At 62.0% G+C, this 21,971-nt stretch carries 20 protein-coding genes, 1 tRNA gene and 1 pseudogene; 15 read left to right on the plus strand and 7 right to left on the minus strand.

Annotated features, from left to right (window positions below; translation table 11 throughout):
- The first annotated feature begins 16 nt into the window (after positions 1-16).
- Positions 17-1,165 carry a hypothetical protein gene (locus ACYVJ8_RS08470; protein WP_460711307.1) on the plus strand — a complete coding sequence of 383 codons (1,149 nt, stop codon included), beginning with the start codon at positions 17-19 and terminating at the stop codon, positions 1,163-1,165.
- A 1,103-nt stretch (positions 1,166-2,268) separates the two neighbouring features.
- Positions 2,269-2,637: a hypothetical protein gene (locus ACYVJ8_RS08475; RefSeq protein WP_460711309.1), complete on the plus strand. Its 369-nt coding sequence runs from the start codon at positions 2,269-2,271 to the stop codon at positions 2,635-2,637.
- Positions 2,638-2,654: 17 nt separating this feature from the next.
- Here the strand turns inward: ACYVJ8_RS08475 and ACYVJ8_RS08480 are convergent, their stop codons facing one another.
- Entirely contained in the window at positions 2,655-3,725 is a 1,071-nt protein-coding gene (locus tag ACYVJ8_RS08480) for a DUF262 domain-containing protein (RefSeq protein ID WP_460711311.1), read from the minus strand.
- Positions 3,722-4,468: an FRG domain-containing protein gene (locus ACYVJ8_RS08485; RefSeq protein ID WP_460711313.1), complete on the minus strand. Its 747-nt coding sequence runs from the start codon at positions 4,466-4,468 to the stop codon at positions 3,722-3,724. Before ACYVJ8_RS08485 ends, ACYVJ8_RS08480 begins: the two co-directional genes overlap by 4 nt.
- Positions 4,469-4,707: 239 nt before the next feature.
- Here ACYVJ8_RS08485 and ACYVJ8_RS08490 point away from each other — a divergent pair, with 239 nt between their 5' ends.
- The 3 genes from ACYVJ8_RS08490 to ACYVJ8_RS08500 are packed head-to-tail and all read left to right on the plus strand — an operon-like array spanning position 4,708 to position 7,098.
- A complete protein-coding gene (locus tag ACYVJ8_RS08490) occupies positions 4,708-5,943 on the plus strand; it encodes a DNA cytosine methyltransferase (protein ID WP_460711315.1) in 1,236 nt (411 codons plus the stop codon).
- Positions 5,892-6,629, plus strand: a complete 738-nt coding sequence (locus ACYVJ8_RS08495; protein ID WP_460711317.1) for a GIY-YIG nuclease family protein — start codon at positions 5,892-5,894, stop codon at positions 6,627-6,629. Before ACYVJ8_RS08490 ends, ACYVJ8_RS08495 begins: the two co-directional genes overlap by 52 nt.
- Before the next feature lie 34 nt (positions 6,630-6,663).
- Positions 6,664-7,098 carry a very short patch repair endonuclease gene (locus ACYVJ8_RS08500; RefSeq protein ID WP_460711615.1) on the plus strand — a complete coding sequence of 145 codons (435 nt, stop codon included), beginning with the start codon at positions 6,664-6,666 and terminating at the stop codon, positions 7,096-7,098.
- 393 nt (positions 7,099-7,491) lie between these two features.
- Here the strand turns inward: ACYVJ8_RS08500 and ACYVJ8_RS08505 are convergent, their stop codons facing one another.
- Both ACYVJ8_RS08505 and ACYVJ8_RS08510 read right to left on the minus strand, forming a co-directional pair.
- A complete protein-coding gene (locus tag ACYVJ8_RS08505) occupies positions 7,492-7,878 on the minus strand; it encodes a hypothetical protein (RefSeq protein WP_460711319.1) in 387 nt (128 codons plus the stop codon).
- A 17-nt stretch (positions 7,879-7,895) separates the two neighbouring features.
- Positions 7,896-8,201, minus strand: a complete 306-nt coding sequence (locus ACYVJ8_RS08510; protein WP_460711321.1) for a helix-turn-helix domain-containing protein — start codon at positions 8,199-8,201, stop codon at positions 7,896-7,898.
- Positions 8,202-8,346: 145 nt separating this feature from the next.
- On the opposite strand from ACYVJ8_RS08510, the gene ACYVJ8_RS08515 reads away from it, so the two are divergent.
- Together ACYVJ8_RS08515 and ACYVJ8_RS08520 are read left to right on the plus strand one after the other, a co-directional pair.
- A complete protein-coding gene (locus tag ACYVJ8_RS08515; RefSeq protein ID WP_460711323.1) occupies positions 8,347-8,637 on the plus strand; it encodes a hypothetical protein in 291 nt (96 codons plus the stop codon).
- 181 nt (positions 8,638-8,818) lie between these two features.
- Positions 8,819-8,895: transfer RNA gene (locus ACYVJ8_RS08520), tRNA-Met, on the plus strand.
- A gap of 220 nt (positions 8,896-9,115) precedes the next feature.
- Here the strand turns inward: ACYVJ8_RS08520 and ACYVJ8_RS08525 are convergent.
- Positions 9,116-11,308 (minus strand): annotated as a pseudogene (locus tag ACYVJ8_RS08525) (Tex family protein); the annotation flags it as partial.
- Positions 11,309-11,435: 127 nt separating this feature from the next.
- Between ACYVJ8_RS08525 and queD the strand changes: the two are divergent.
- The 5 genes from queD to ACYVJ8_RS08550 all read left to right on the plus strand — a co-directional run bounded on the left by queD (position 11,436) and on the right by ACYVJ8_RS08550 (position 17,710).
- A complete protein-coding gene (gene queD / locus ACYVJ8_RS08530; protein WP_460711325.1) occupies positions 11,436-11,792 on the plus strand; it encodes a 6-carboxytetrahydropterin synthase QueD in 357 nt (118 codons plus the stop codon).
- Between the two features lie 120 nt (positions 11,793-11,912).
- Complete coding sequence (locus ACYVJ8_RS08535; protein WP_460711327.1) at positions 11,913-12,314, plus strand: phasin family protein; 402 nt, start codon at positions 11,913-11,915, stop codon at positions 12,312-12,314.
- Between the two features lie 184 nt (positions 12,315-12,498).
- On the plus strand, positions 12,499-13,263 hold the full coding sequence (locus ACYVJ8_RS08540) for a TetR/AcrR family transcriptional regulator (RefSeq protein ID WP_460711329.1): 765 nt from the start codon (positions 12,499-12,501) through the stop codon (positions 13,261-13,263).
- Entirely contained in the window at positions 13,260-14,474 is a 1,215-nt protein-coding gene (locus ACYVJ8_RS08545; protein ID WP_460711331.1) for an efflux RND transporter periplasmic adaptor subunit, read from the plus strand. Before ACYVJ8_RS08540 ends, ACYVJ8_RS08545 begins: the two co-directional genes overlap by 4 nt.
- A 77-nt stretch (positions 14,475-14,551) precedes the next feature.
- Entirely contained in the window at positions 14,552-17,710 is a 3,159-nt protein-coding gene (locus ACYVJ8_RS08550; RefSeq protein WP_460711333.1) for an efflux RND transporter permease subunit, read from the plus strand.
- A 62-nt stretch (positions 17,711-17,772) separates the two neighbouring features.
- Here ACYVJ8_RS08550 and bioD read toward each other — a convergent pair whose 3' ends face one another.
- Positions 17,773-18,447, minus strand: coding sequence for a dethiobiotin synthase (gene bioD / locus ACYVJ8_RS08555; RefSeq protein ID WP_460711335.1), 675 nt, complete (start codon positions 18,445-18,447; stop codon positions 17,773-17,775).
- Between the two features lie 45 nt (positions 18,448-18,492).
- On the opposite strand from bioD, the gene ACYVJ8_RS08560 reads away from it, so the two are divergent.
- Together ACYVJ8_RS08560 and ACYVJ8_RS08565 are read left to right on the plus strand one after the other, a co-directional pair.
- The gene (locus tag ACYVJ8_RS08560) at positions 18,493-18,978 is read left to right on the plus strand and encodes a GAF domain-containing protein (RefSeq protein WP_460711337.1); all 486 of its coding nucleotides are present in this window, start codon (positions 18,493-18,495) and stop codon (positions 18,976-18,978) included.
- Positions 18,975-19,364, plus strand: a complete 390-nt coding sequence (locus tag ACYVJ8_RS08565) for a TfoX/Sxy family protein (protein WP_460711339.1) — start codon at positions 18,975-18,977, stop codon at positions 19,362-19,364. Before ACYVJ8_RS08560 ends, ACYVJ8_RS08565 begins: the two co-directional genes overlap by 4 nt.
- Positions 19,365-20,093: 729 nt before the next feature.
- On the opposite strand, the gene aqpZ is transcribed toward ACYVJ8_RS08565, so the two are convergent.
- Positions 20,094-20,807, minus strand: coding sequence for an aquaporin Z (gene aqpZ, locus ACYVJ8_RS08570; RefSeq protein ID WP_460711616.1), 714 nt, complete (start codon positions 20,805-20,807; stop codon positions 20,094-20,096).
- Positions 20,808-21,289: 482 nt separating this feature from the next.
- On the opposite strand from aqpZ, the gene ACYVJ8_RS08575 reads away from it, so the two are divergent.
- Entirely contained in the window at positions 21,290-21,946 is a 657-nt protein-coding gene (locus tag ACYVJ8_RS08575) for a response regulator transcription factor (protein ID WP_460711341.1), read from the plus strand.
- Positions 21,947-21,971 lie beyond the last annotated feature (25 nt).

A 21,971-nucleotide genomic window follows, 5' to 3' on the forward strand; every position in this document is an offset into this window, starting at 1 on the left:
CCACCCGGAGCATCCGATGCACAAGCCACGCAAGACCCCACGCAAGCCCCAACAGCCCGGCAAGCCGAAGAAGAAGGCAAGCCCATTGCAGCAAGCCGCCCTCCGACGGGTGGCTGACCTCGCGGCCGTCCGAGCACGTCCGGATCGCACAACCCGACTCGTCGGGGAGGTTGCGTTGACGCGTACCTGGCTCGACCAGCGACACCTCGACGCCGAGCCCCACCTGCAAGACCTCATGTGGGTGCAGTACCGCTACATGACGCCCTTGCAGCGCACCGAACTGTTCGCCCGCGAATACCTTGCAGCCTATCGTCGGGCGTACGGGCGCCATTTCGACCCCGTCAAAGTGGCCGTGCTGCGCCCGATATCCGACACGCTGGCAGGGTGCTCCCCTGACGAAATCAACGCCTTGGCCCATGCACGCGCGCATGCGGATGCCCTGGGGGTGCCGTACGACATCTACTGTGACACCGTGATGGAAGGCCATCTGGCCAGTGACAAGTGGCAGCGTCCTCCGCGTCCCAATCAGATGTACGGAAAGCTGGCACCACCCCGCCTGCGTGATCGTCCTACCTCCGAAGAAATCAGCGCACGGCTATTTGGCGAAGACTGGGACCAGAGGTTCTTCGCCGGAGAGCGTTCGGACGACCCGATCCGGCAAGCCGCACTCGCCCTTATGCGCAGGGACGTGCATGCCACCCCCGGTAAGGCGCAGCGCTTGGTGATGTACTTGGTGGAACGCCGGGCCTTGACCGAAGCAGAAGCACGCGCGATGTTCGGCAACGCGTTGGTAGATGACGCCATCGAGTTCGGTGGGGCGCCGGATGTGGCTGATGAGCCCGCCAACCCACAGCAGCCCACTCCACCGTGTTACGGCTTCCACAATGCGGCAGACGACGCGCCTTGTGGTGCATGCCCCGTACGCAACGGGTGTGCTGAAACCGCCGCAGCCGCAGGTAACGAACTGATTGCTGCCACGGGCAATGACAACCCCAGGTTGGCGCGCAAGCGCGGACTGGATGCGGATCGTCAGCGCCGGCACCGGGATCGAAGGCGTGCCGAGAATGCACGGAAGGAGGCCATCATCCAGCGGCACTATGAAGAAGCCGCAGGGGACAATCAGCCCATCAGTCCGGATCTTGACGAATTCCTCGCGGGATTGTGACGCCGAATGATGGGAATGCGGGCGCTGCCGGGGTGAAAATTCCGGCAGTTCATGCGTAACGCTTCCCTTAAAAGCTGTACCTAATCAATTAAGAAGTTAGAAGTTAAAAAGTAAAATAAAAACAGCGGGCTGCATTGGGGGCACATCGATGGTTCTCGGGCCTTCGGCCCTCGTCCTCATCGATGTGTGTGGCGCCTGACGGCGCCACTGAGATTTCATTCCGGAAGTAAAAGATGCTGACGGGATGAAGAAGGGTTCCGAACCCTTAAAGCAGTTCCGGAACCTTGAAGCTGTTTCGGTTCCGGCAACAGTTCCGGCCCGACCCAGTGCGCCTTCGGCGCCCCGGTCGATGCCGTGAGGCGGCACTTGTGACACCCCGTCGCAGCATCTCAAAACACGTCACCAAACGTCACCTGTGTTGCTGTATGCGGCTCCTGTCTAGCGACTGCGGCATGGGTAGCGGGTTGCTACTGGAATGCGCCAAAACTCGTTTGGCTGGCCTTGGTCGCACGCCGCAATCCACTTCATACAAGCACCATCGGAACCACGTGCGAACCCTTGCATCGTCTCAATGGGTTGCGGTTTCGGGCTCGATGCCAGAAGGCGCACGACTGCGCATCAACCCGACACCACGTCGAAACCACATGTGAAACGCTGGTTTCGGGACGTCAAAAACGCAAGATGCGGCAGGATAATGCGAGAACCGCGACAGCGCTGCTCAGTCGTATATTCGGATGCTGCTACGCCCGGCTATATCGACGCCTGGCTGGCTCCGACGCATGCGCAGCTACAGGGGTAGCGCAATCGATGTGGAGCCGCATGGCGCGCGTCCTGGTGGGCTTGGTGCAATGCGGTTGCGAACGTCGTAGCGCAAGGCCACTGGACTAACAGGTGGTCATATCTAAGCGCCGCCGCATGCAGCCCTAGTGCCCGCGCAAACACTGCGACCGCACTTGCGCCAACATCAATACAGCGCGCGCTGCATGCAATGCCGCAAGTATGAAGTGCTGGCCCACGTTTTCCCGCATAGCTAGCCCAGTGAAAGCCTCGCCGGAAAACGACGTCAGTCTCACTCTGTGCGACGGCCCCAAGGATGATCTCGGATGGATCATCATCATTTGGAGCAGATCATGGATCGTTGGGGCTGGATGGCATTGCGGGCCTACGTACCGACAGGCTTTGCACTGATCGTGGGCTTGGTGTCGGCATGGGCAGTGTCGGGCTTGCCGGCAGACTCAGTGATTGCAGGGATGCTTGCCCCCTTGCAATGGGTGTCACCGATCGCATTCCTCGCTGCCGTAGGGCTTAGCCTGCTGGCGACATATCGGTTGCTGCAATGGGAGCGAGGCAACGCCATAACCTGCGATTGCGGTGGACTGCTGGGCCGGGAGCGCCCTGGAATAAAAGGGCGTGGGGATTACCGCAAATGCCTCGCCTGCGGACGTTTTGTGAATCACAGGCATTACGACTGACTAAGCCTTTGCGTCGCTCACAACTCGTCGGCCTCCACTTCCCTCTGGAACACCTTTTTCAGAATGATTTGGAGTCGGAATTTGATCGCACCTCCGTCGTTGGGTGACTGGGCGTAACGATCAAACTCAATTAAGTCGAGATCAACACGCTTATCCCCGCTCTCCATTAGGAGTCGATTGTCCGCCCGGCGCCTTTCGAAATCGAGCAATTTCTTTCGTGTTATCTCACCGGTCCACCCGTGCCTATTTGCTATGCGGAAGACGTGGTAGTACAGCATCACCATGCCGACCTGCCGGAGCAGCGAGTCCTTATCCGAAAACACGCTCGCCATGCGCTCAATATTCTGCTGCGCCTGTTTCACAAAGGCTGGCATGCGAGTCCTAGACTCGTCCGAGAAGTGCTCGACAAAATCATCTAGGCGCACTTTCTTCGTGTCTACGACTTTCCCCTCATGCTCGGCGAGCAGAAATTTCGCTGCCAGGTCGTAGTGCCGATAGCGCTGGTTCTCGAACGGAAGCTTCGCCTCAAAGAATTTTGCTTTCGCCAGCTTGCGAACCGCAACGGGAATAGGCCCGCCATAGGCATTACGCTTCTCGGGAGCAGTAAGTGGCGCGGCTTCGTTTAAGCGCGAAAACATCTCCTCGATCATTTCCACATCGTCGGTTTCGATGAGGATGACCGACAGGAGAAACCCATCAAAGTCCGCCTTCAAGTCGGGGTACTCAAGGCCGAGCTCGCTGTAGGTCATGCCTCCGGCAGCCACCTTGTCATCCCGGAAGAGGGTGAAATCATCAGCTAGCGCGATCTTTCCATCAATGAAACTCCAGAGCGTTTCGAGCCGCTGCTTTCCGTCAACGATTGCAAGCTCGTATGCCTTCCCTCCTTTTACCAGGGGCTTGGTGAACTTGTGAAAGTAGATCTTGGGAACGTCGAACTTATTGAGGATGGTATCGAGAAGCAGCTGTCTATTATCCGGAGCCCAGATATTCCCTGAGCGCTGATAGTCGGGATTGAGTTGAATCCGTTCTCGCATCCGGTATATCTGCCACACCGTTCTGTCGCGCAGCTCGCTAATACTGAATGTCATTGCAGCAGCTCCTTGGCGACGTCGGCAACGCGATCCAACTCCGGGAATAGAGTAAGGGCCGTAAAACCAAGCAACGCGAGCTCGTGTCGCACGTCCTTCTTGGCAGCAGCGGGAACTATCCAACGCCACGCGTGTTTCTTATCGCCAATGGTCTCGACAGGCGCGTGTTCGCGATGATTAATGGTAAAAACACCAAGTTGCGCTGCCATACGAGCAGTGTTTCTCGGCCCCATGATTGCCACGGGACTCATAGTGGTGGGCGAACCGTCAACACGACTGGGCAGATAATTGTCCAGAACGTCATCGACTCCAAAAGCTGGAATCTCGCTCGCAAAGCGGAATTTGGTCACGCGTGCTGCGGCATTCAAAGCCAAGGGATCCAAGCACCAGACAGCACCATCTTTCTTGACATGTGCCTCTTCGCTTACGGCGAAATAGAGGGCGGCCAGCGGGCTTTCGCTCCAGTCGAGTAACCGTGTCGGCGCGCGGTGGTGCTGCATCATGAACATCCACTCCCATTCCGTTGTTGGAGTTCGGTCCAGATGCGGCACGGCGTTTTGCATGAACCTCTTGCGCAAGGCCGCCTCGGCGGCCAGATGCTTCGTCTTTCGGGCCAGTGATGGAACAAGCGTCCAGTTGCTGACGGCGTGCCCTCGAAACCAAATCTCGCCACCAGGCGCCTGTTTCTTCAAATTGTCTAACAGCGCCCCGACGGACGTGACTTTTACGTCCCTATACCTCATACGCCTCCCCCTGGCCCAAGCTTGCCATTGACCCCAAGGCCGATTGTGCCCACCACTCACGACCTAGGCCAGCGCAGCCAAGTCGGCGGGGCGTCGCAGCCGGTGCGACAGGGATGCCTAAGCTCTCGCGCAGGATTTACTGCAATTTGGTGGGAAGCATGCTAGAGGGCCACGTTCTCCTTGACGCGACTGACGGTTTCAGCGAAAAAAGGCATCATCCGAGAAGGTCCGCCCGAGCAATGCCCCAGTCCATCGAGTTATTCACAGGCGCTGGCGGACTGGCGTTAGCAACGCATATGGCTGGCTTTCGCCACGCCGGACTGTTCGAGTGGAACGGCGATGCATGCGACACGCTGCGGGAAAACTCAGCACAACAAGCGGTGAAGGGGCTTGGGTGCTGGAAGGACAAGGTCACAGAGGGCGATGTCAGCAACGTCGCCTTTGATCGATTCGAGGGTGTCGATCTCGTTGCCGGTGGCCCGCCCTGCCAGCCATTTTCGCTGGGGGGAAAGCATGGGGGCATGGAGGACCGGCGGGACATGATCCCGCAGTTCATCCGAGCCGTGCGAGAGGCCAAGCCACGGGCCTTCATCATGGAGAACGTCCGAGGGTTGGCGCGGAAGTCGTTCGCGACCTACCTCGAGTATTCCAAGCTCCAGTTGACCTACCCCGAAGTCACGCGCAAGGCGAAGGAAGACTGGGAGCGCCATCTGCGACGGCTCCAGCAACACCACACTTCGAGCCCGCGCCCTTCGGGACTCTCCTACAACGTCCTTTTTTCCGAAGTTCGCAACGCCGCAGACTATGGTGTTCCACAGTGCCGTGAGCGAATTTTTCTTGTGGGCTTCCGAACAGACGTGGATGCCCATTGGGCATTCCCGTCACCCACACACTCCCAAGCTCGATTGCTTCATGACCAGTGGGTCACTGGAAAATATTGGGAGCGCGTCGGTGTTAAGGCGCCAAAGCCCCCGGTGAATGCTGCCCGTCGAATCGACGCCCTTCGCAGAATGCATATCCCGGCTGAGAAACCGTGGATGACCATTCGCGAGGCAATTGCAGACCTGCCGGCACCCTTTACAGACCGGAACCATCGGGACGCCGTGTTCAATCACAAGTTTCAACCTGGTGCGCGCCCGTATCCTGGACACACCGGCAGTCCTATCGACGCCCCCTCGAAGACGTTGAAGGCTGGCGACCACGGCGTCCCCGGGGGAGAAAACATGATCGCGCTTTCTGACGGCACCTATCGGTACTTGACCGTCCGAGAAGCCGCGCGGGTGCAAACCTTCCCTGACGCATGGCACTTCAAAGGGGCTTGGAGCGAGGCAATGAGGCAACTTGGGAACGCTGTGCCTGTGGACTTGGCACGCGTTGTGGCCGACAGTGTTGCCAAGACACTGGCACAGGCTCGCCCAAAGGCATGCACGCCCAATATAGCTTCAACTTCCTCGCGACGATCTCGCAACAGCTAGTTGCTGCACTTGAGGTGCTGCCGGTTACGCCGCTTAACACGGCCACGCTTGCGACACTTGCCGCTGACCAAAGAACTTCCGGAGCTCGACAGGGGGTATACCTCCTGCACCTTGGCGCCGAACTCGTCTATCTCGGCAAGGCGGATGATGTTGCCGGCCGTCTTGGCGAGCATCTGACCAAGCTCTCCGGCAGGAACGGAGTGGACTTGCAGGACGTTGGTTATAAGGCGCTGCTCTTGGACAAGAGCATGAGCACCGCCGCCAATGAAAATGTGCTCATAGACCTGTTCCAGCAGGCCAACCCTCACATGTGGAATGGAAAGGGATTCGGACCAAAGGATCCGGGCAAGGAGCGCGACACGACACGACCGAGCGCTTTCGATCAGGCCTACCCCATTCGCGAAGATTTCCCTGTCGCCACCGTCCAAGACCACGAAACTGTGGGCAGCTTGCTCACGAAGATGAAGGCCGAATTACCCTTCGTTTTTCGGTATGGCCTTCGCAGTCGCGACGCCGCGTGCTCGACTCCGCTCGACCTGACTGGAGTAGGCCGTTCTGCGCAAGAACTACTACAGGTTGCGGTTACGGCACTGGGCCCAGGCTGGAAGGGGGTAGTCCTCGCTTTCGGCATGGTGCTCTACAAGACCACCAAGGACTATCCATACGGCCGTACACTTTTGCCCTGAGTGGCAGCCAGTAGTGAAAGGAGGTTCCATGGCAATGGATCACCTTTCAAGAGAGCAAAGATCCCGACACATGGCGCAGATCAAGGGGCGCGATACCGTGCCGGAAATGATCGTACGTCGGCTGGTTCACGGAATGGGATACCGATATCGCCTTCATGATCGACGGTTACCTGGCACCCCCGATCTTGTGTTCCGAAAGCGACGAAAGGTTGTGTTTGTTCACGGATGCTTCTGGCACCAGCATGCGGGGTGCAAGGCTGCACGAATTCCTAAATCACGCCCGGAATTTTGGCCAGCCAAGCTCCGAGCCAATGCAGAGCGTGACTTACGAAATCTAGAAGAGCTTGCCAGGCTTGGTTGGGACTCACTTGTTCTGTGGGAATGCCAGCTTCGCGACGAAGATTCGTTGCGGACTCGTATCCGGGAATTCTTCGAAAACGCCCAATCGGACAGCTGGCCTAGGACCTGACCTGCCCTACCTTCGCATGTGACCGCACTTACGTTCTAACGCCTGAATTGGGTCGAGCCTCGAAGCGGCCTCGGCTTGATTCCGCAGCTAGGCTCTGCCGAGAAAACGGCCAATTGAAATGTGGGTTCCGCCACATTTGCACATGGGCACACTATCCCGATAGTCGGAGCGCTTACGAGCAACCGCTGTTGGGTCCGGCGGCTTGCTCTCAAAGCCTTCCCATGACGTGGAAGAGCGTCCCCAATCATCCGAGCCGGAGATCCGGGCGCCTATGTGCCCGCACGCCTCGCAACGCGCTTCGTGTTTTTCGTATTCCCAGCTCATGACATGCGACCTAGCACCTGAATTAGGCCCAGCCGCGAATCGGCTTCGGCTTGAATGACCTGTTAGCCATCATTCGAAGTCAAAGGACGAGCGGCGAACCAACCCCTCTTGTCTCATCTGGCTGATGAATCCTGGCGCATCCCCTGTCAGGTGAGACCCATCGTCCTTAACGATGCCGTCGTCATCTGATGCCTCAATAGAAGTATTGAACAGTTCCTTATGGAACTTTAGGCACTCCCGCCCGATTCCTTGACGCAAATAACTGCCATCCTGCTGGTTTAGGTACATCCATGTGATTCTGTAGCGCTCGGTGTGTTCAAGGTCTATCAGGGATAGCTTGATGGCGCCAATTTCGTCGCCGTTTCCATCTATCACCAATACCTCCTCACCCGAGTCGTCAATCAGGATCGTTACCTCCCGACCGTCGCTCGTAGTGAACAGCTTCTTCTCACGCATAAGCCCCCCCCCGATGGCTAACGGCTCTTAGTTTTCATCTTCGAAGCCATCATCTGCTGCATTTCGGCCACTACTTTCGCGCGCTCGGCCTTCGTCAGCTTTGCGAATGCCAGAATCATTTCGGCCAGATCGTCGGCTTCGGCGAACAGGTACGCCAGCGGAACATCGAGTTTGCGCGCGATGTCCGCAGCCGTCTCCATGTCGGCCTTCGACACCTGCTGTTCGTAGCGGTTGATACGCACGCTGCCCGTCTGCTTACCCAAGCCTAAGAGGTCGCCTAGCGCGCGCTGTGACAAGCCACAGGCTTCGCGAGCCTGCTTCAAGCGCTTGGCAAAGACGGCGCTGGCTGGGGTCTCGGACAGGGGAAGGCAACCGCAGATGAACCTTCCAAATCATGGCCTGTAGACCCCGACAAGGTCAGTCTCTACAGTAAATGTAGATGGGTGACAGATCAACCTGGGGGGAAGGATGAACGTTCGTCTGCTAGGCGTGTTGTTGATGGTGATCGGTGCAGTGTTTGGCTACTACTCGATGGGCCAGCGAAATCTGGCGAAGCAAGAAATTGCGGGCATGGAAATTACCCGTTACACCCAAAAGACAAACGGGACGTGGGACGCGCGGCGTGACCGATCGCAGGAGGACGACCTGAAAAGTCAGCGCGACTCCAGTCAGCAACAAATGGTCTTCGGCTGGGCTGTAGCTTTCGTTGGACTGGCAGTTGCCCTCGCAGCGCGCCCCAAGAAGGACCTGGCTAGCTGAGCTCCAAAGACACGCGGGGTACGTCGGGCTTGGCAGGGGCGTCAGTCCGCAGGAGCGGCCCAGGGGACGTGCCTGCCAACCAGGGCGCTGCAATCATGCACGTACGTGACCGGCTTACGGGGCACTTACGGCACCTTAGGCGAGGCAGCCTCATCGCCTAAGCCATTGATCCGTAAGGCGCGGCTATGTAGCTCAGCCGGTTAGAGCACAGCACTCATAATGCTGGGGTCGGTGGTTCGAGTCCACCCATAGCCACCATTTATTCGAAAAGAAAAGCCCCGCCGAAGCGGGGCTTTTCTTTTGTCCGATACCCTGCCCGTCAGTTCTTCTTGGCGCGTGCGAATGCCGCCGCCAATGCGTTGTTGGCGGGCGCCGGCGTGGTACTGCGGAAGTCCCGGTTACCGCGGCGATCCTGTCGATTGTCGTTGTCGCGTCCACTGCGCGGCGTATCGGCTGGCTTGGCATCGCGCGGCGCCGGCGGCGCATCGTCCAAGCGCCGCGTCAGTCCGATGCGCTTGCGGGCGACATCGACTTCGAGCACGCGCACCTTGACGATGTCGCCGGCCTTCACCACGTCGCGCGGGTCTTTCACGTACTTGTCCGACAGCGCGGAGATGTGGATCAGCCCGTCCTGGTGCACACCGATGTCGACGAAGGCGCCGAACGCGGCAACGTTGCTGATCACGCCCTCCAGGATCATGCCCACCTTGAGATCCTTGATGTCCTCCACGCCGTCGGCAAAACGCGCGGCCTTGAACTCGGGGCGTGGATCGCGACCGGGCTTCTCCAACTCCTTGAGAATGTCGCGCACCGTCGGCACGCCGAACTTGTCGTCGGTGAACTGCTCGGCCTTGAGCCCGCGCAGCAGCGGCGCATCGCCGATCAATTGCTTCACTTCACGGCCGCACTGCTTGAGGATGCGTTCGACCACCGGATAGGCCTCGGGATGGACCGAGGACGCATCCAGGGGCTGCTCGCCGTCCGCAATGCGCAGGAAGCCCGCGCACTGTTCGAAGGTCTTCTCGCCCAGGCGCGGCACCTTGAGCAGCTCCTTGCGGCTCTTGAATGCGCCGTTCTGGTCACGGTAGACGACGATGTTCTCCGCGACCGCCGACGACAGGCCGGAGACGCGGGTGAGCAGCGCCGCGGATGCGGTGTTCACGTCCACACCGACCGCATTCACGCAGTCCTCGACCTTGGCGTCGAGTGCGCGCGCGAGGCGGAACTGGTCCACGTCGTGCTGATACTGGCCGACGCCAATGGCCTTGGGCTCGATCTTCACCAGTTCGGCCAGCGGGTCCTGCAAGCGGCGTGCGATCGACACCGCGCCACGGATCGACACATCGAGGTTCGGGAATTCCTTGGCGGCGAACTCGGAAGCCGAGTACACCGACGCGCCGGCTTCGCTCACCACGATCTTCTGCATCGAAAGCGTAGGCGCGAGCTTGATCAGATCGCCGGCGAGCTTGTCGGTCTCACGCGAGGCGGTGCCGTTGCCGATCGAGATCAGCTCGACGCCATGCTTGGCGCACAACGCGCGCAGCGTGTGCAGCGACTGGTCCCACTGGCGCCTGGGTTCATGCGGATAGATCGTGTCGGTGGCGACCAGCTTGCCGGTCTGGTCGACGACCGCGACCTTCACGCCGGTGCGCAGGCCGGGATCGAGGCCGAGCACGGCCTTCGGGCCGGCGGGTGCCGCGAGCAACAGATCCTTGAGGTTGGCGCCGAACACATCGATGGCTTCGGCTTCGGCCTTCTCGCGCGCCTGCGCGAACAGGTCGAGCAGCAGGTGCAGATGCAGCTTCGCCTTCCAGGTCAGGCGGCAGGTGTCCTGCAGCCACTTGTCGGCGGGGCGGCCCTGCGCCTTCACGCCGACGTGGTGCGCGACGCGACCTTCCGCCAGTGCGTGGCCTGCTTCCGCCTCGTTGCCCGGATCGAGGTCGAGGAACAGGATTTCCTCGCGGCGCGCGCGGAACAAAGCGAGCAGGCGGTGCGACGGGATCTTCGCCAGCGATTCGGCGTGATCGAAATAGTCGCGATACTTGGCGCCTTCGGTTTCCTTGCCTTCGGCGACACGAGCACGGATCACGCCGACGTCGTGCAGCCAACCGCGCAACTCGCCAACCAGCGCGGCGTCTTCGCCCCAACGTTCCATCAGGATCGCGCGCGCGCCATCCAGCGCGGCCTTCGCGTCGGCCACGCCCTTGTCCGCATCGATGAAGCCGGCGGCGAATTCCTCGGGCGACTTGGACGGATCGGCGAGCAATCCATCGGCGAGCGGTTCGAGTCCCGCTTCGCGCGCGATCTGCGCCTTGGTGCGGCGCTTGGGCTTGTAGGGCAGATACAGATCTTCCAGGCGCGACTTCGAATCGGCCGCTTCGATCTCGCGGCGCAGGTCGTCGCTCAGCTTGCCCTGCTCTTCGATGCTCGCCAGCACGGCGGCGCGGCGGTCTTCCAGCTCGCGCAGGTAGGTCAGCCGCACTTCGAGGTTACGCAACTGGGTGTCGTCGAGGCCGCCGGTCACTTCCTTGCGATAGCGCGCGATGAAGGGAACGGTGGCGCCTTCATCCAGCAGGGCGATGGCGGACTGGGCCTGCGCGGGTTGCGCGCCGATCTCGGCGGCGATGGTGGAAGCGATCTGGCGGGCGAGCTGCGGAGAAATCTGGGGCATTGCGTTGTTCGTTGAACCATCGTGCGGAAGTGCGGCCCGATTGTGGCAACGCATCCGGCGCAGCGTAAGGATTGACATGGGCGCCCCACATGGCTCTGAAAAACGCCAGCGCGGTTAAACTGCGCGCATGGACATCTTCAAGGTCTTTACCCTCGAAGCCGCGCACCGGCTTCCGAATGTGCCGGAAGGGCACAAATGCGCACGGCTGCATGGCCATTCGTTCCGGGTCGAAATCCATCTGAACGGTGAGATCGGCGCGGACACCGGCTGGGTCATGGACTTCGCCGACGTCAAAGGGGCCTTCAAGCCCCTGTACGACCAGCTCGACCACCATTACCTCAACGACATCCCCGGCCTGGACAACCCGACCAGCGAGCGCCTGGCGATCTGGATCTGGGACCGGCTCAAGCCGGCTTTGCCGCTGCTGAGCGAAGTGGTGGTCCACGAGACCTGCACCTCGGGCTGCCGCTACCGGGGTGCATAGGCGCCCCTGAACGGCCGGCGCACTGTCATATGCCTGTTGTTGCATTGCAACAAAAATAGGCTTATGCTGCGCTGCACAAATCGGACATTCGCCGATTTCGTTCACCCACCAGGAGCCGCCATGTACCAGTTCAACGAACAGTTTGCCGCCGCCTCGCGCCAGTTCGCGGACACGGCTGCCCAGATCAACAAGATCGCCCTCGAGAACGCCGAGGCCGTGTTCGGCCTGCAGCTGAGCGCCCTCGAAGACCGCGCCAACGCCACCTTCGCCTTCTTCGGTGAAGCCGCTCAGGCCCGCGATCTCGACGCCCTCAAGACCCTGTTCCCGAAGGGCGTGCAGGTGGCTCGCGAGAACGTCGAGCGCGCCGTCGCCATCGGCCAGGACGTCTACGGCCGCACCCTGAAGGCCAACGAAGCCATCGGCCAGATCACCAAGGCCCAGCTGGAAAGCGTCGCCGCCAAGACCCAGGCCACCGTCGAGGAAGCCACCGACAAGGTCGTCAAGGCTGCCAAGGCCAAGTAAGCCGCAAAGTCTCTCTCTCCACCCCCGTGGAACAACGAACCCGGTAGCTCCGCTGCCGGGTTTTTTGTTGCTTGTTCGCCGGCGGCCCAGCCCTCGGCTCCGCGCGCGGGCGCCAAAAATAATCAATTGCTCATTTTTTGAATCTGATTCAAAATTTGCAGCCCTCCCCGCCGCCCGGCCCCAGATGAGCACCAAGGAACGCCGACAGCGTGACCTCGCGGCGCGCGAACTACGCTTCCTCGACTGCGCGCAGGACCTGATCCAGCGCGACGGGTTGCTGAACCTGCAGATGTCGCGCATCGCGGAGGAATGCGACTACGCGGTCGGCACGCTGTACCAGCACTTCGCCAGCAAGGAGGACCTGCTGGTGGCGCTGGCCACGCGCGATTGCCTCAGCCGGGTGGAGCTGTTCGAACGCGCCGCGAAATGGAATGGCCCGACGCGCGAGCGGATGCTCGCGATCGCCATCGCCGACCTGATGCTGATCCGCTCGCAGCCGCAGTTCTTCCGCGTGGCGCAGTACGTCTTCACCGACGTCATCTGGCACGCGGCGTCCGAAAAAGCGCGGCAACGGTCGCTGGAAGTCGGTGCGCCGATCGGCGACCTGCTCGAAGGCATCGTCAACGACGCGCTTCGCCTTGGCGACCTCCCGCCCAATACCGGCCTGACACCGCAGACCCTGACCATCGGCCCATGGACCCTGTGCATGGGCATGCATACTTTGGTCCATGCCGAAGGCGTGCTCGAGCCCTACGAGGCGGTCGCGCCCTACCGGCTCCTGATCAAGAATCTGCAGCACCTGCTCAACGGCTACGGCTGGCGGCCGCTGTTCGACGTGTCGGACGAATCCGCAATCGACGCGCAATTGGCGCGGATCAGCCGCGAAGTCTTCGATTCACCTTCGCCGCCGCTGGGTGGCGCATCGCACTCCCACAAGGAAGCAACATGATGGCCAGGCACGACCCCTCGCGCACCGCCGTGCGCACGCCTTCGACCCGGAAACGCATGTTCTGGATGCTGCTGATCACCGTGCTGGTGTTCGGCCTGGTATTTGGCGTGAAGGCGTTCTTCGCGGCACAGACCAACAAGTTCTTCGACAACATGCCGCAACCGCCGGCGACGATCAGCGCCGGTGTCGCGCAGCAGCAGACTTGGCACGACACGGTGGAGGGCGTCGGCACGCTGGTCGCGGTCAACGGCACCCAGGTGACCACCGAATCGCCCGGCGTGATCAGCGAAATCCATTTCAACCCCGGTGACAGCGTGAAGACCGGTGCGGTGCTGCTGCAACTCAACGCATCGACCGAGGTGGCCACGCTGAAGTCGCTGGAAGCCACCGCACGCCTGACCGCAATCCAGAGCGAGCGCTACCGCGAACTGGCCGAGACCAAGCTGGTCTCGCGCGACGAAGCCGACAAGCGCGCCGCAGATGCCGCCACCGCACGGGCACAGGTCGACGCGCAGCGCGCGCTGGTCGCGCGCAAGACCATCCGTGCCCCGTTCTCCGGCGTGCTCGGTATCCGCAAGGTCAACCTCGGCCAGTACGTGGAACCGGGTGCCGAACTGGTGAGCCTGCAGGAGCTGGATCCGATCTACCTCAACTTCACCCTGCCCGAACAGCGCCTGCCGCAGATCCAGCAGGGCTCGGTGGTGCGCGTGCAGGTGGACGCCATGCCCGGACAGACGTTCGAAGGCCGCATCACCTCGGTGGAACCGCAGGTCGATTCGCAGACGCGCAACTTTCAGGTGCAGGCGACGTTGCGCAATCCGGACAACAAGCTGCGCCCGGGCACGTTCGCACGCGTGACCTTCGACCAGGGCAGCGCGCAGCGCGTCGTGGTGGTTCCGCAGACGGCTATCAGCTTCAACCCCTACGGCAATTCGGTGTACGTGATCAGCCAGGCGCCCGCGCCGGCCAAGGCCGATCCGACGCAGGCCAAGCCCGAAGGCACGCCCGCGGGCCCGACGCTGATGGTCAAGCAGCGCTTCGTGAAGACCGGCGCCACGCACGGCGATCTCATCGCGATCACCGAAGGCCTCAAGCCGGGTGAGCGCGTCGCCACCAGCGGCCTGCTCAAGCTGCGCAACGACGCCACGGTGATCATCAACAACAGCGTGTTGCCGACGTCGGACAAGGCACCGACGCCGGAGAACCGCTGAGCACACTTCTCGCCGTCACGACCGCGCATGGCGCGAAGTGACGGCAACACGTAGCGCCACCCCACAAAGGCCGCACGATGAAATTCACCGACATCTTCATCAAGAAACCCGTGCTGGCGCTCGTCGTCAGCCTGTTCATCCTGCTGCTCGGCCTGCGGGCGAGCACGTCACTGAACGTGCGCCAGTACCCCGAGCTGCAGAACGCCGTCATCAACGTCAGCACCACCTACTTCGGCGCCGACGCGGACCTGATCCAGGGCTTCATCACCACGCCGCTGGAGCGCGAAATCGCCAGCGCCGAGGGCATCGACTACCTGGTATCCAACAGCACCGCCGGCGTGTCGTCGATTCAGGCCTACATCCGCCTCGACCGCAACGCCAACGAGGCGCTCACCGAGATCGCGGCCAAGGTCAACAAGATGCGCGGGCAGCTGCCGCCGGAGTCGGAAGACCCGGTGATCGAGCTGCAACAGGGCGAGCAGATCGCCGCGATGTACCTGTCGTTCGACAGCACCCTGCTCAACAACAACCAGATCACCGACTACCTGGTACGCGCGGTCGAGCCCAAGCTCGCCACGATCCCGGGCGTGCAGCGTGCCGAGGTCATCGGCAGCGGCACCTTCGCCATGCGCGTATGGATGAAGCCTGACCGGATGACCGCGCTCAAGGTCACCGCGAGCGACGTCTTCACCGCGCTGCAGTCGAACAACGTGCTGTCCGCGCTGGGCCAGACCAAGGGCCAGATGGTCTCGATCGACCTCACCGCGCGCACCGACCTGCGCACGCCGGAGGAATTCAAGCAACTGGTGATCCGTTCGCAGGACGGCGCGATCGTGCGCCTGGGCGACGTCGCCGACGTGGTCCTGGGTTCGGAGAGCTACGGCTCGTCGGTGTCGATGAACGGCCGCTCGGCGACGTTCATGGGCATCTTCGTCGCGCCCGACGCCAACTCGCTCGACGTGATCAAGCAGGTGCGCGAAACCCTCGACCGCGACATCAAGCCGCAGCTGCCCGAGGGCCTGAGCGCCAGCGTTCCCTACGACAGCACCAAGTACATCGACGACGCCATCAACGAGGTGATCCACACCATCGTCGAGGCGGTGCTGATCGTGATCGTGGTGATCTACCTGTTCCTGGGCAGCTTCCGCAGCGTGCTGATTCCCGCGGTGACGGTGCCGCTGTCGCTGATCGGCTCGTTGTTCCTGATGCTACTGCTAGGCTTCACCATCAACCTGCTGACGTTGCTGGCGATGGTGCTCGCCATCGGCATCGTGGTCGATGACGCGATCATCGTGCTGGAGAACGTGCATCGGCACATCGAGGAAGGGATGAAACCCTTCGATGCGGCGATACGTGGTGCCCGCGAGCTGGCGTGGCCTGTGGTGGCGATGACGACCACGCTCGTCGCGGTGTACATCCCGATCGGCTTCCAGGGCGGCCTCACCGGTGTGCTGTTCACCGAGTTCGCCTTCACCCTGGCCGGCGCGGTGCTGCTCTCGGGCGTGATCGCGCTCACCCTGACGCCGATGATGTGCGCCAAGATCCTCAAGGCCCACGAACACGGCACCGGCAAGGGCAAGCTGGAAGTGTGGCTCGACAACCAGTTCGAGAAGCTGCGCGGCAGCTACGAGAAGCGCCTGCACAGCGCGCTGGCCACGAAGTCGGTGATCGCGATCTTCGGCGTGCTCGTCTTCATCTCCTGCGTCTTCCTGTACATGGGCTCGCCGCAGGAGCCGGCACCGGCGGAAGACCAGGGCTTCATCTTCTCGTTCTCGTCGGCCGACCCGGCGTCCACGCTCGACTACGTGGAGCGTTACACCGAAGAGCTCACCAAGATCGGCAAAAACACGCCGGAGAACGAGAACTTCTTCCTCATCAACGGCGGTGCCGGCACCAACACCGCGATCGCCGGCTTCGTGCTGAAGCCGTGGGGCGAACGCGACCGCTCCACCCAGCAGGTGCTGGACCAGACGATCCAGCCGGAACTGTCGAAGATCACCGGTCTCAACGTGTTCGCCCAGGTACCACCCGCGCTGCCCAGCGCCGGTGGCGGCGGTGGCGGCGGCGAGTTCGTGATCGGCGGCACCGGCTCGCTGACGCAGTTGCAGGAGCTCGCCGACGCGGTGCTGACCAAGGCGCGCGACAGCAAGCGCTTCATCTTCCTCGACAAGGATCTGAAGATCGACAAGCCGCGCGTGGAAGTGCTGGTCGACCGCGACAAAGCAGCTCTGCTCGGCATCGACATGCGCACGCTGTCGGCGGACATGTCGGCGATGCTGTCGGGCGGCTACGCCAACCGCTTCGCCCTGCAGAACCGTTCCTACCGCGTGATCCCGCAGGTGCAGCGCAGCGATCGTTTGAACGCCAGCGACCTGACCAACTACTACACGCGCACCAAGGACGGCGCCCTGATCCCGCTGTCGACCATCGTCACGCTCAAGGAATCCGCACAGCCCGAACAGCTCAAGCGCTTCCAGCAGCTCAACGCGGTGTCGATCACGTTCGCGCCGCGTCCGGGCGTGAGCAAGGGCGAGGCGCTGTCGATCCTGGAGAATGCGGCCAAGCAGGTGCTGCCGCAGGGCTACAGCGTCGACTACGCCGGCGAGTCGCGCCAGTTCAAGCAGGAAGGCCAGGCCATGCTGCTAACCCTGGCGCTGGCGATCATCGTGATCTTCCTGGTGCTGTCGGCGCAGTTCGAGAGCTTCCGCGACGCGATCATCATGCTGTTGACGGTGCCGATGGCGATCTGTGGTGCGCTGCTGGTGCTCAATGTCCTGGCGATCCTCAACGGCATCCTCGGATTCATGGGGATGGCGGGGTTCCCCGGCATGAGCATCAACATCTACACCCAGGTCGGCCTGGTGACGCTGGTGGGCGTGATCTCCAAGCACGGCATCCTGATCGTGGAGTTCGCCAACAAGCTGCAGATCGAACAGGGTCTGAGCAAGCGCGAGGCGATCGAGCAGGCCGCCGGCATCCGTCTGCGTCCGGTGCTGATGACCACCGCGGCGCTGGTGTTCGCAATGATGCCGCTGTTGATCGCCAGCGGTGCCGGTGCGGCCGCGCGCTTCTGCATGGGCCTGGTGATCGCCGCGGGCATGCTGATCGGCACGATGTTCACCCTGTTCGTGCTGCCTGCGTTCTACCTGTACCTGGCACAGGACCAGAGCAAGCGCCGTGTGGCGAAGGCCGAAGAAGGCGAGCCCGCGCTGCCGCCCACTCCTGAAGCCAGTTAAAGGCAAGCGAAACACAAAACGGGCGCAGCGATGCGCCCGTTTTGCTTTGCGTCAGCAAAGCGTCAGTCCGGCACGACGAGGTGCGTTGCCATCGCCCGCGGATCCGGCGCCGCCGAATGCGGCAAACGGCCCCAACAGGGAATAGGGAGCACGCGCTGCAGGATGGCGAAGTTGTCGTCCTGGCGCGCCATCGCCGGATCGATGTCGTTGGCGATCCAGCCGACGATCCGCGCGCCGTCGGCTTCGATCGCGCGTGCGGTCAGGCGCGCATGGCTGATGCAGCCCAGCCGCAGGCCCACTACCAACACCACGGGCAGCTCCAATGCGCGGACGACGTCAACCTGATCCAGTGCAGCGGTCAGCGGCGCAGCCCAGCCGCCCACGCCTTCCACCACCACCGCATCGGCCGTTGCCGACAGGCGCCCGTAGGCGGAGACGATCGGCGCCAGCGTGAGCTCCACGCCGGCATCGGCCGCGGCGAGTTCGGGCGCAAGCGGATTGGGCAGCGCGAACGGGTTCACGTCGGCATACGGCGGCACGGGGTAGCTGGCCTGCTGCAGGGCCAGGGCGTCGTCGTTGCGCCAGCCCTCGGCCGTGGCTTCGCAACCACTCGCCACCGGCTTCATCCCGACCGCACGCCGGCCGCGCGCGCGCAGCGCATACAGCAGCGCGGCGCTGGCGACGGACTTGCCGATGCCGGTGTCGGTACCAGTCACGTAGAGAGAATTCAGCGTCATGGGCCGGCATCCTAGCCGCCGCGGCCCGGCTGATACACTGCCGGCATGACCTTCACCGCTTCCCAGCTCAGCGGCGGCAAGCCCGAGCAGTACGCGCAGCTGCTGGAGCAGGCGCGCGGGCTGATCACCGGCGAACCCGACCGCATCGCCAACGCCGCCAACCTGTCGGCGCTCGTCTACCACGCGCTGCCGTCGCTCAACTGGGTCGGCTTCTACTTCTACGACGGCACCGAACTCGTGGTCGGCCCCTTCCAGGGCCTGCCGGCCTGCGTGCGCATCCCGCTCGACAAGGGCGTCTGCGGCGCTGCCGCGCGCACACGCCAGACCCAATTAGTCCCCGACGTGCACGCGTTCCCAGGCCACATAGCATGCGACTCGGCGTCGCGCTCCGAGCTCGTGGTTCCGCTGTACCGTGGCGCCGAACTGATCGGCGTATTCGACCTCGACAGCCCCGAGCCCGACCGCTTCGATGCCGAAGACCAGAACGGTCTCGAAGCCATCGCCGGAGCCTTCATGGAGTCCCTGTCATGACGACCGCAAAGATGCGCAACATCGGCCCCAAGAGTGCCGCGTGGCTGCGCCAGGTCGGGCTGCGCACGCTCGACGACCTGGCTGCCGTCGGCACGGTGGAGGCGTTCATGCGCGTCAAGCGGGCCGGCTTCAAGCCGGGCCTGAACCTGCTCTACGCGATCGAGGGCGCGCTGCTCGACTGCCATTGGCAGGAAGTGCCCGAGGAGCGCCGCCAGGAATTGATCCTCGCCGCCGAAGCGGCGACGGCACTCCTGCCGCCACCACGCAATCGTCCCGCCGCGGGGCCGGTGACTACGACCAACCATGCATCCGAGACGGACGGGGCGGAAACCGGCGGATTGAGTCATCTCTTCGATTCCCACGAGCGGGCCGAGTCGGACGACTAGTCGCGCGATAACCTTACGGCGTTGATGGATCGCCAGTCGCGGCAACCCGTCCATCAGCTATCTCATTTCGACCGTTGCCTTGACTGGGTAACGCACAATCGTGCGCACCCGACGCCGCAATTTCGCTGCGAACCGGAACAAGGGAAGCGCCCGACGCTTGTGTCTGCAAGCGACCATCACCGGTTGCGCCGCGAGGCGGTGGACTCATAGCTCGCGCAGATACCGACAGCGCGACGATAGAGAGCAGCACCACCAAGGCCCGTTGCCACCATTTGTCGTCCATGAGCTCTTTGGATGTGTGTTCGTCCGGCAAGCATCCCAAACGCGCTCGGCAATGCCAAGCAACGAAGTGTTGTGTGTTTTCGAATCACGGCAAGGTCAAGAACGTCGCCTGCTTGCACAAGACAATCCGCGGTGTTCGAAAATAGGAAACTTGGTGTTGCGCCTCTACTCCTTTCATGGGCACAGCCGCTTGTCTACGCTGTGCATGCATCGTTGACGCCAATCAATTGCAGCCCATTCCCCTGCTGTAGTTGACGGTGCAGCGGCTTGGCCCCAAGCCGCGCGACTGTCGTGAATGACGGCCGGGACGAGGTGGCCAAGGTGTGGCCACCTCGTCGCTTTTCGCCGCCCCACGATGAAAGGCTTGGCCTTCCGATCTCTCAGCCCAAGAACAAACGCGCCGATCTAATCAATCGGCGCGTTGAAAGCTGCTGACTTTACGTCGAATCACTCATCCGGACTCAACCAGCGAAACAAACTGCCGCCTACCAGCCCTCCCAGCAGCGGGCATGCCCAGAACAGCCAAAGCTGGTTCATCGCCTGCGCACCCGCGAAGATCGCAACGCCGGTGGAGCGTGCAGGATTCACCGACGTGTTGGTAACCGGGATGCTAACCAGGTGAATCAGCGTGAGTGCCAATCCGATCGCGACGGGGGCCAGCGCGCTGGCGGCCCGTTTGTGCGTCGCCCCCAGGATGATCATCACGAACATCGCCGTCATCACGATTTCGGTGACAACGGCGGCGCCGATGCTGTAGTGACCTGGAGACATTCCGTCGTACCCATTGCTGGCGAACGTTCCCGCAGCGGATGGGTCGATGACGAAACCTGGTGCACCACCGGCAATGAGCATCAGTATGAAGCCAGCAAAAGCAGCACCGGACACCTGTGCAACCGTGTAAGGGATCAGGTCGCGCAGCGGAAATCGCCCGCCTGCCCAGAGCCCGATACTCACCGCCGGATTGAAGTGCGCGCCGGAAATGCCGCCCAGCGCATAGGCACCGGTAAGTACGGTCAATCCGAAGGCCAACGACACCCCGAGCAAGCCGATGCCGCGCGCATCGCCTCCGAACTCGGCGGCCAGAACGGCGCTGCCACAACCACCAAGAACGAGCCAGAACGTACCAATGAACTCCGCTACGAGTCGCCGGACCAAGGGAATCTCCTTTCAGAAGGGGGATCGCCAGCCTAGGCTCGAGCCCGACTTCGGAAAGAAGCACGAAGAACAACTTCAAGTTGCCCCTTCGGCAACGCAGCACGCTCGACGGCGCCGAGATCTCGCTCCGCTCAGAAAGTTCTGAAGGGCTATCGGCAATCGTTGAACATTACATCGAAAGCTCGCCATTTCCGTTCGTTTCTTGCGAACAACAGGTTGCTATAACTGTTCGATATGACTGCGCAGTTATATGCCAGCTTAATCAAACCACGGACAACGGAACGGGGGGCGAGGCGCGTCTGGCGCGTGGCGGACTTTGAATCAGTAACGCTTGGGCGGCTGGTACGAGTCTGGGAGCGTCGAACGCCACACGCGCTGGGGTGAGTCGCAACGCTCGGCCGGGAGGCCCATCCTGTTTTCAGGACGCCGAACTGCGCAAGCACGTGGGGCGACGACGTGCACGCAACCAGAAAAGTCACGAAATACCAATGTCCAGTTTTGGCTCGACCACGCTGTCCGTACTGTTGCTGGATGACCAACCGGCAGGGCGGGACCTCCTGCGCGCGGCGCTATGCACGGCGCGATCCGATATCGCCATTCACGAAGCCGATAGCCTGGCGGGATTCTTCGCCGCGATCTGCGCGCGCAACTTCGATCTGGTCCTCGTAGACCTGCTGCTGCCGGATGGCAGCGGACTCGATGCACTTCGTCGCGCCGCCGCGCTGGCACCCTCTCCCTTGTTACTCGCCGTCTCGTCGATGAGCGACCAGACCAGCGTCATCAAGGCGATCACCGCCGGCGCCCACGGTTTCCTTTGCAAGCACGATGATCCGATCGCCATTGCGCATGCCATTTCGATCGGCCTGTCCGGCGGAGCCACGGTGACGCCGATCATCGCCTGCCGGCTGCTGCAGATGCTGCGCGAATCCTCGGTCGGCACACCACGCCTGTCCTCCTCGCTGACTCCCCGCGAATCGGAAGTGCTAGTGCTTGCTTCGAAGGGCTTCAAGTGGTCCGAGATCGCACAGATGACCGCAAGCCGACCGTCGACGATCTACACGCACGTTCGCCATATCTACGACAAGCTGCAAGTCAGATGCCTATCGCAATGTCTGCATGAGGCGCGTTCGCAGGGATTGATCTGAGCGCCGTCAGCGACTGGAGCATGGA

The organism is Lysobacter terrae, from assembly GCF_054782215.1.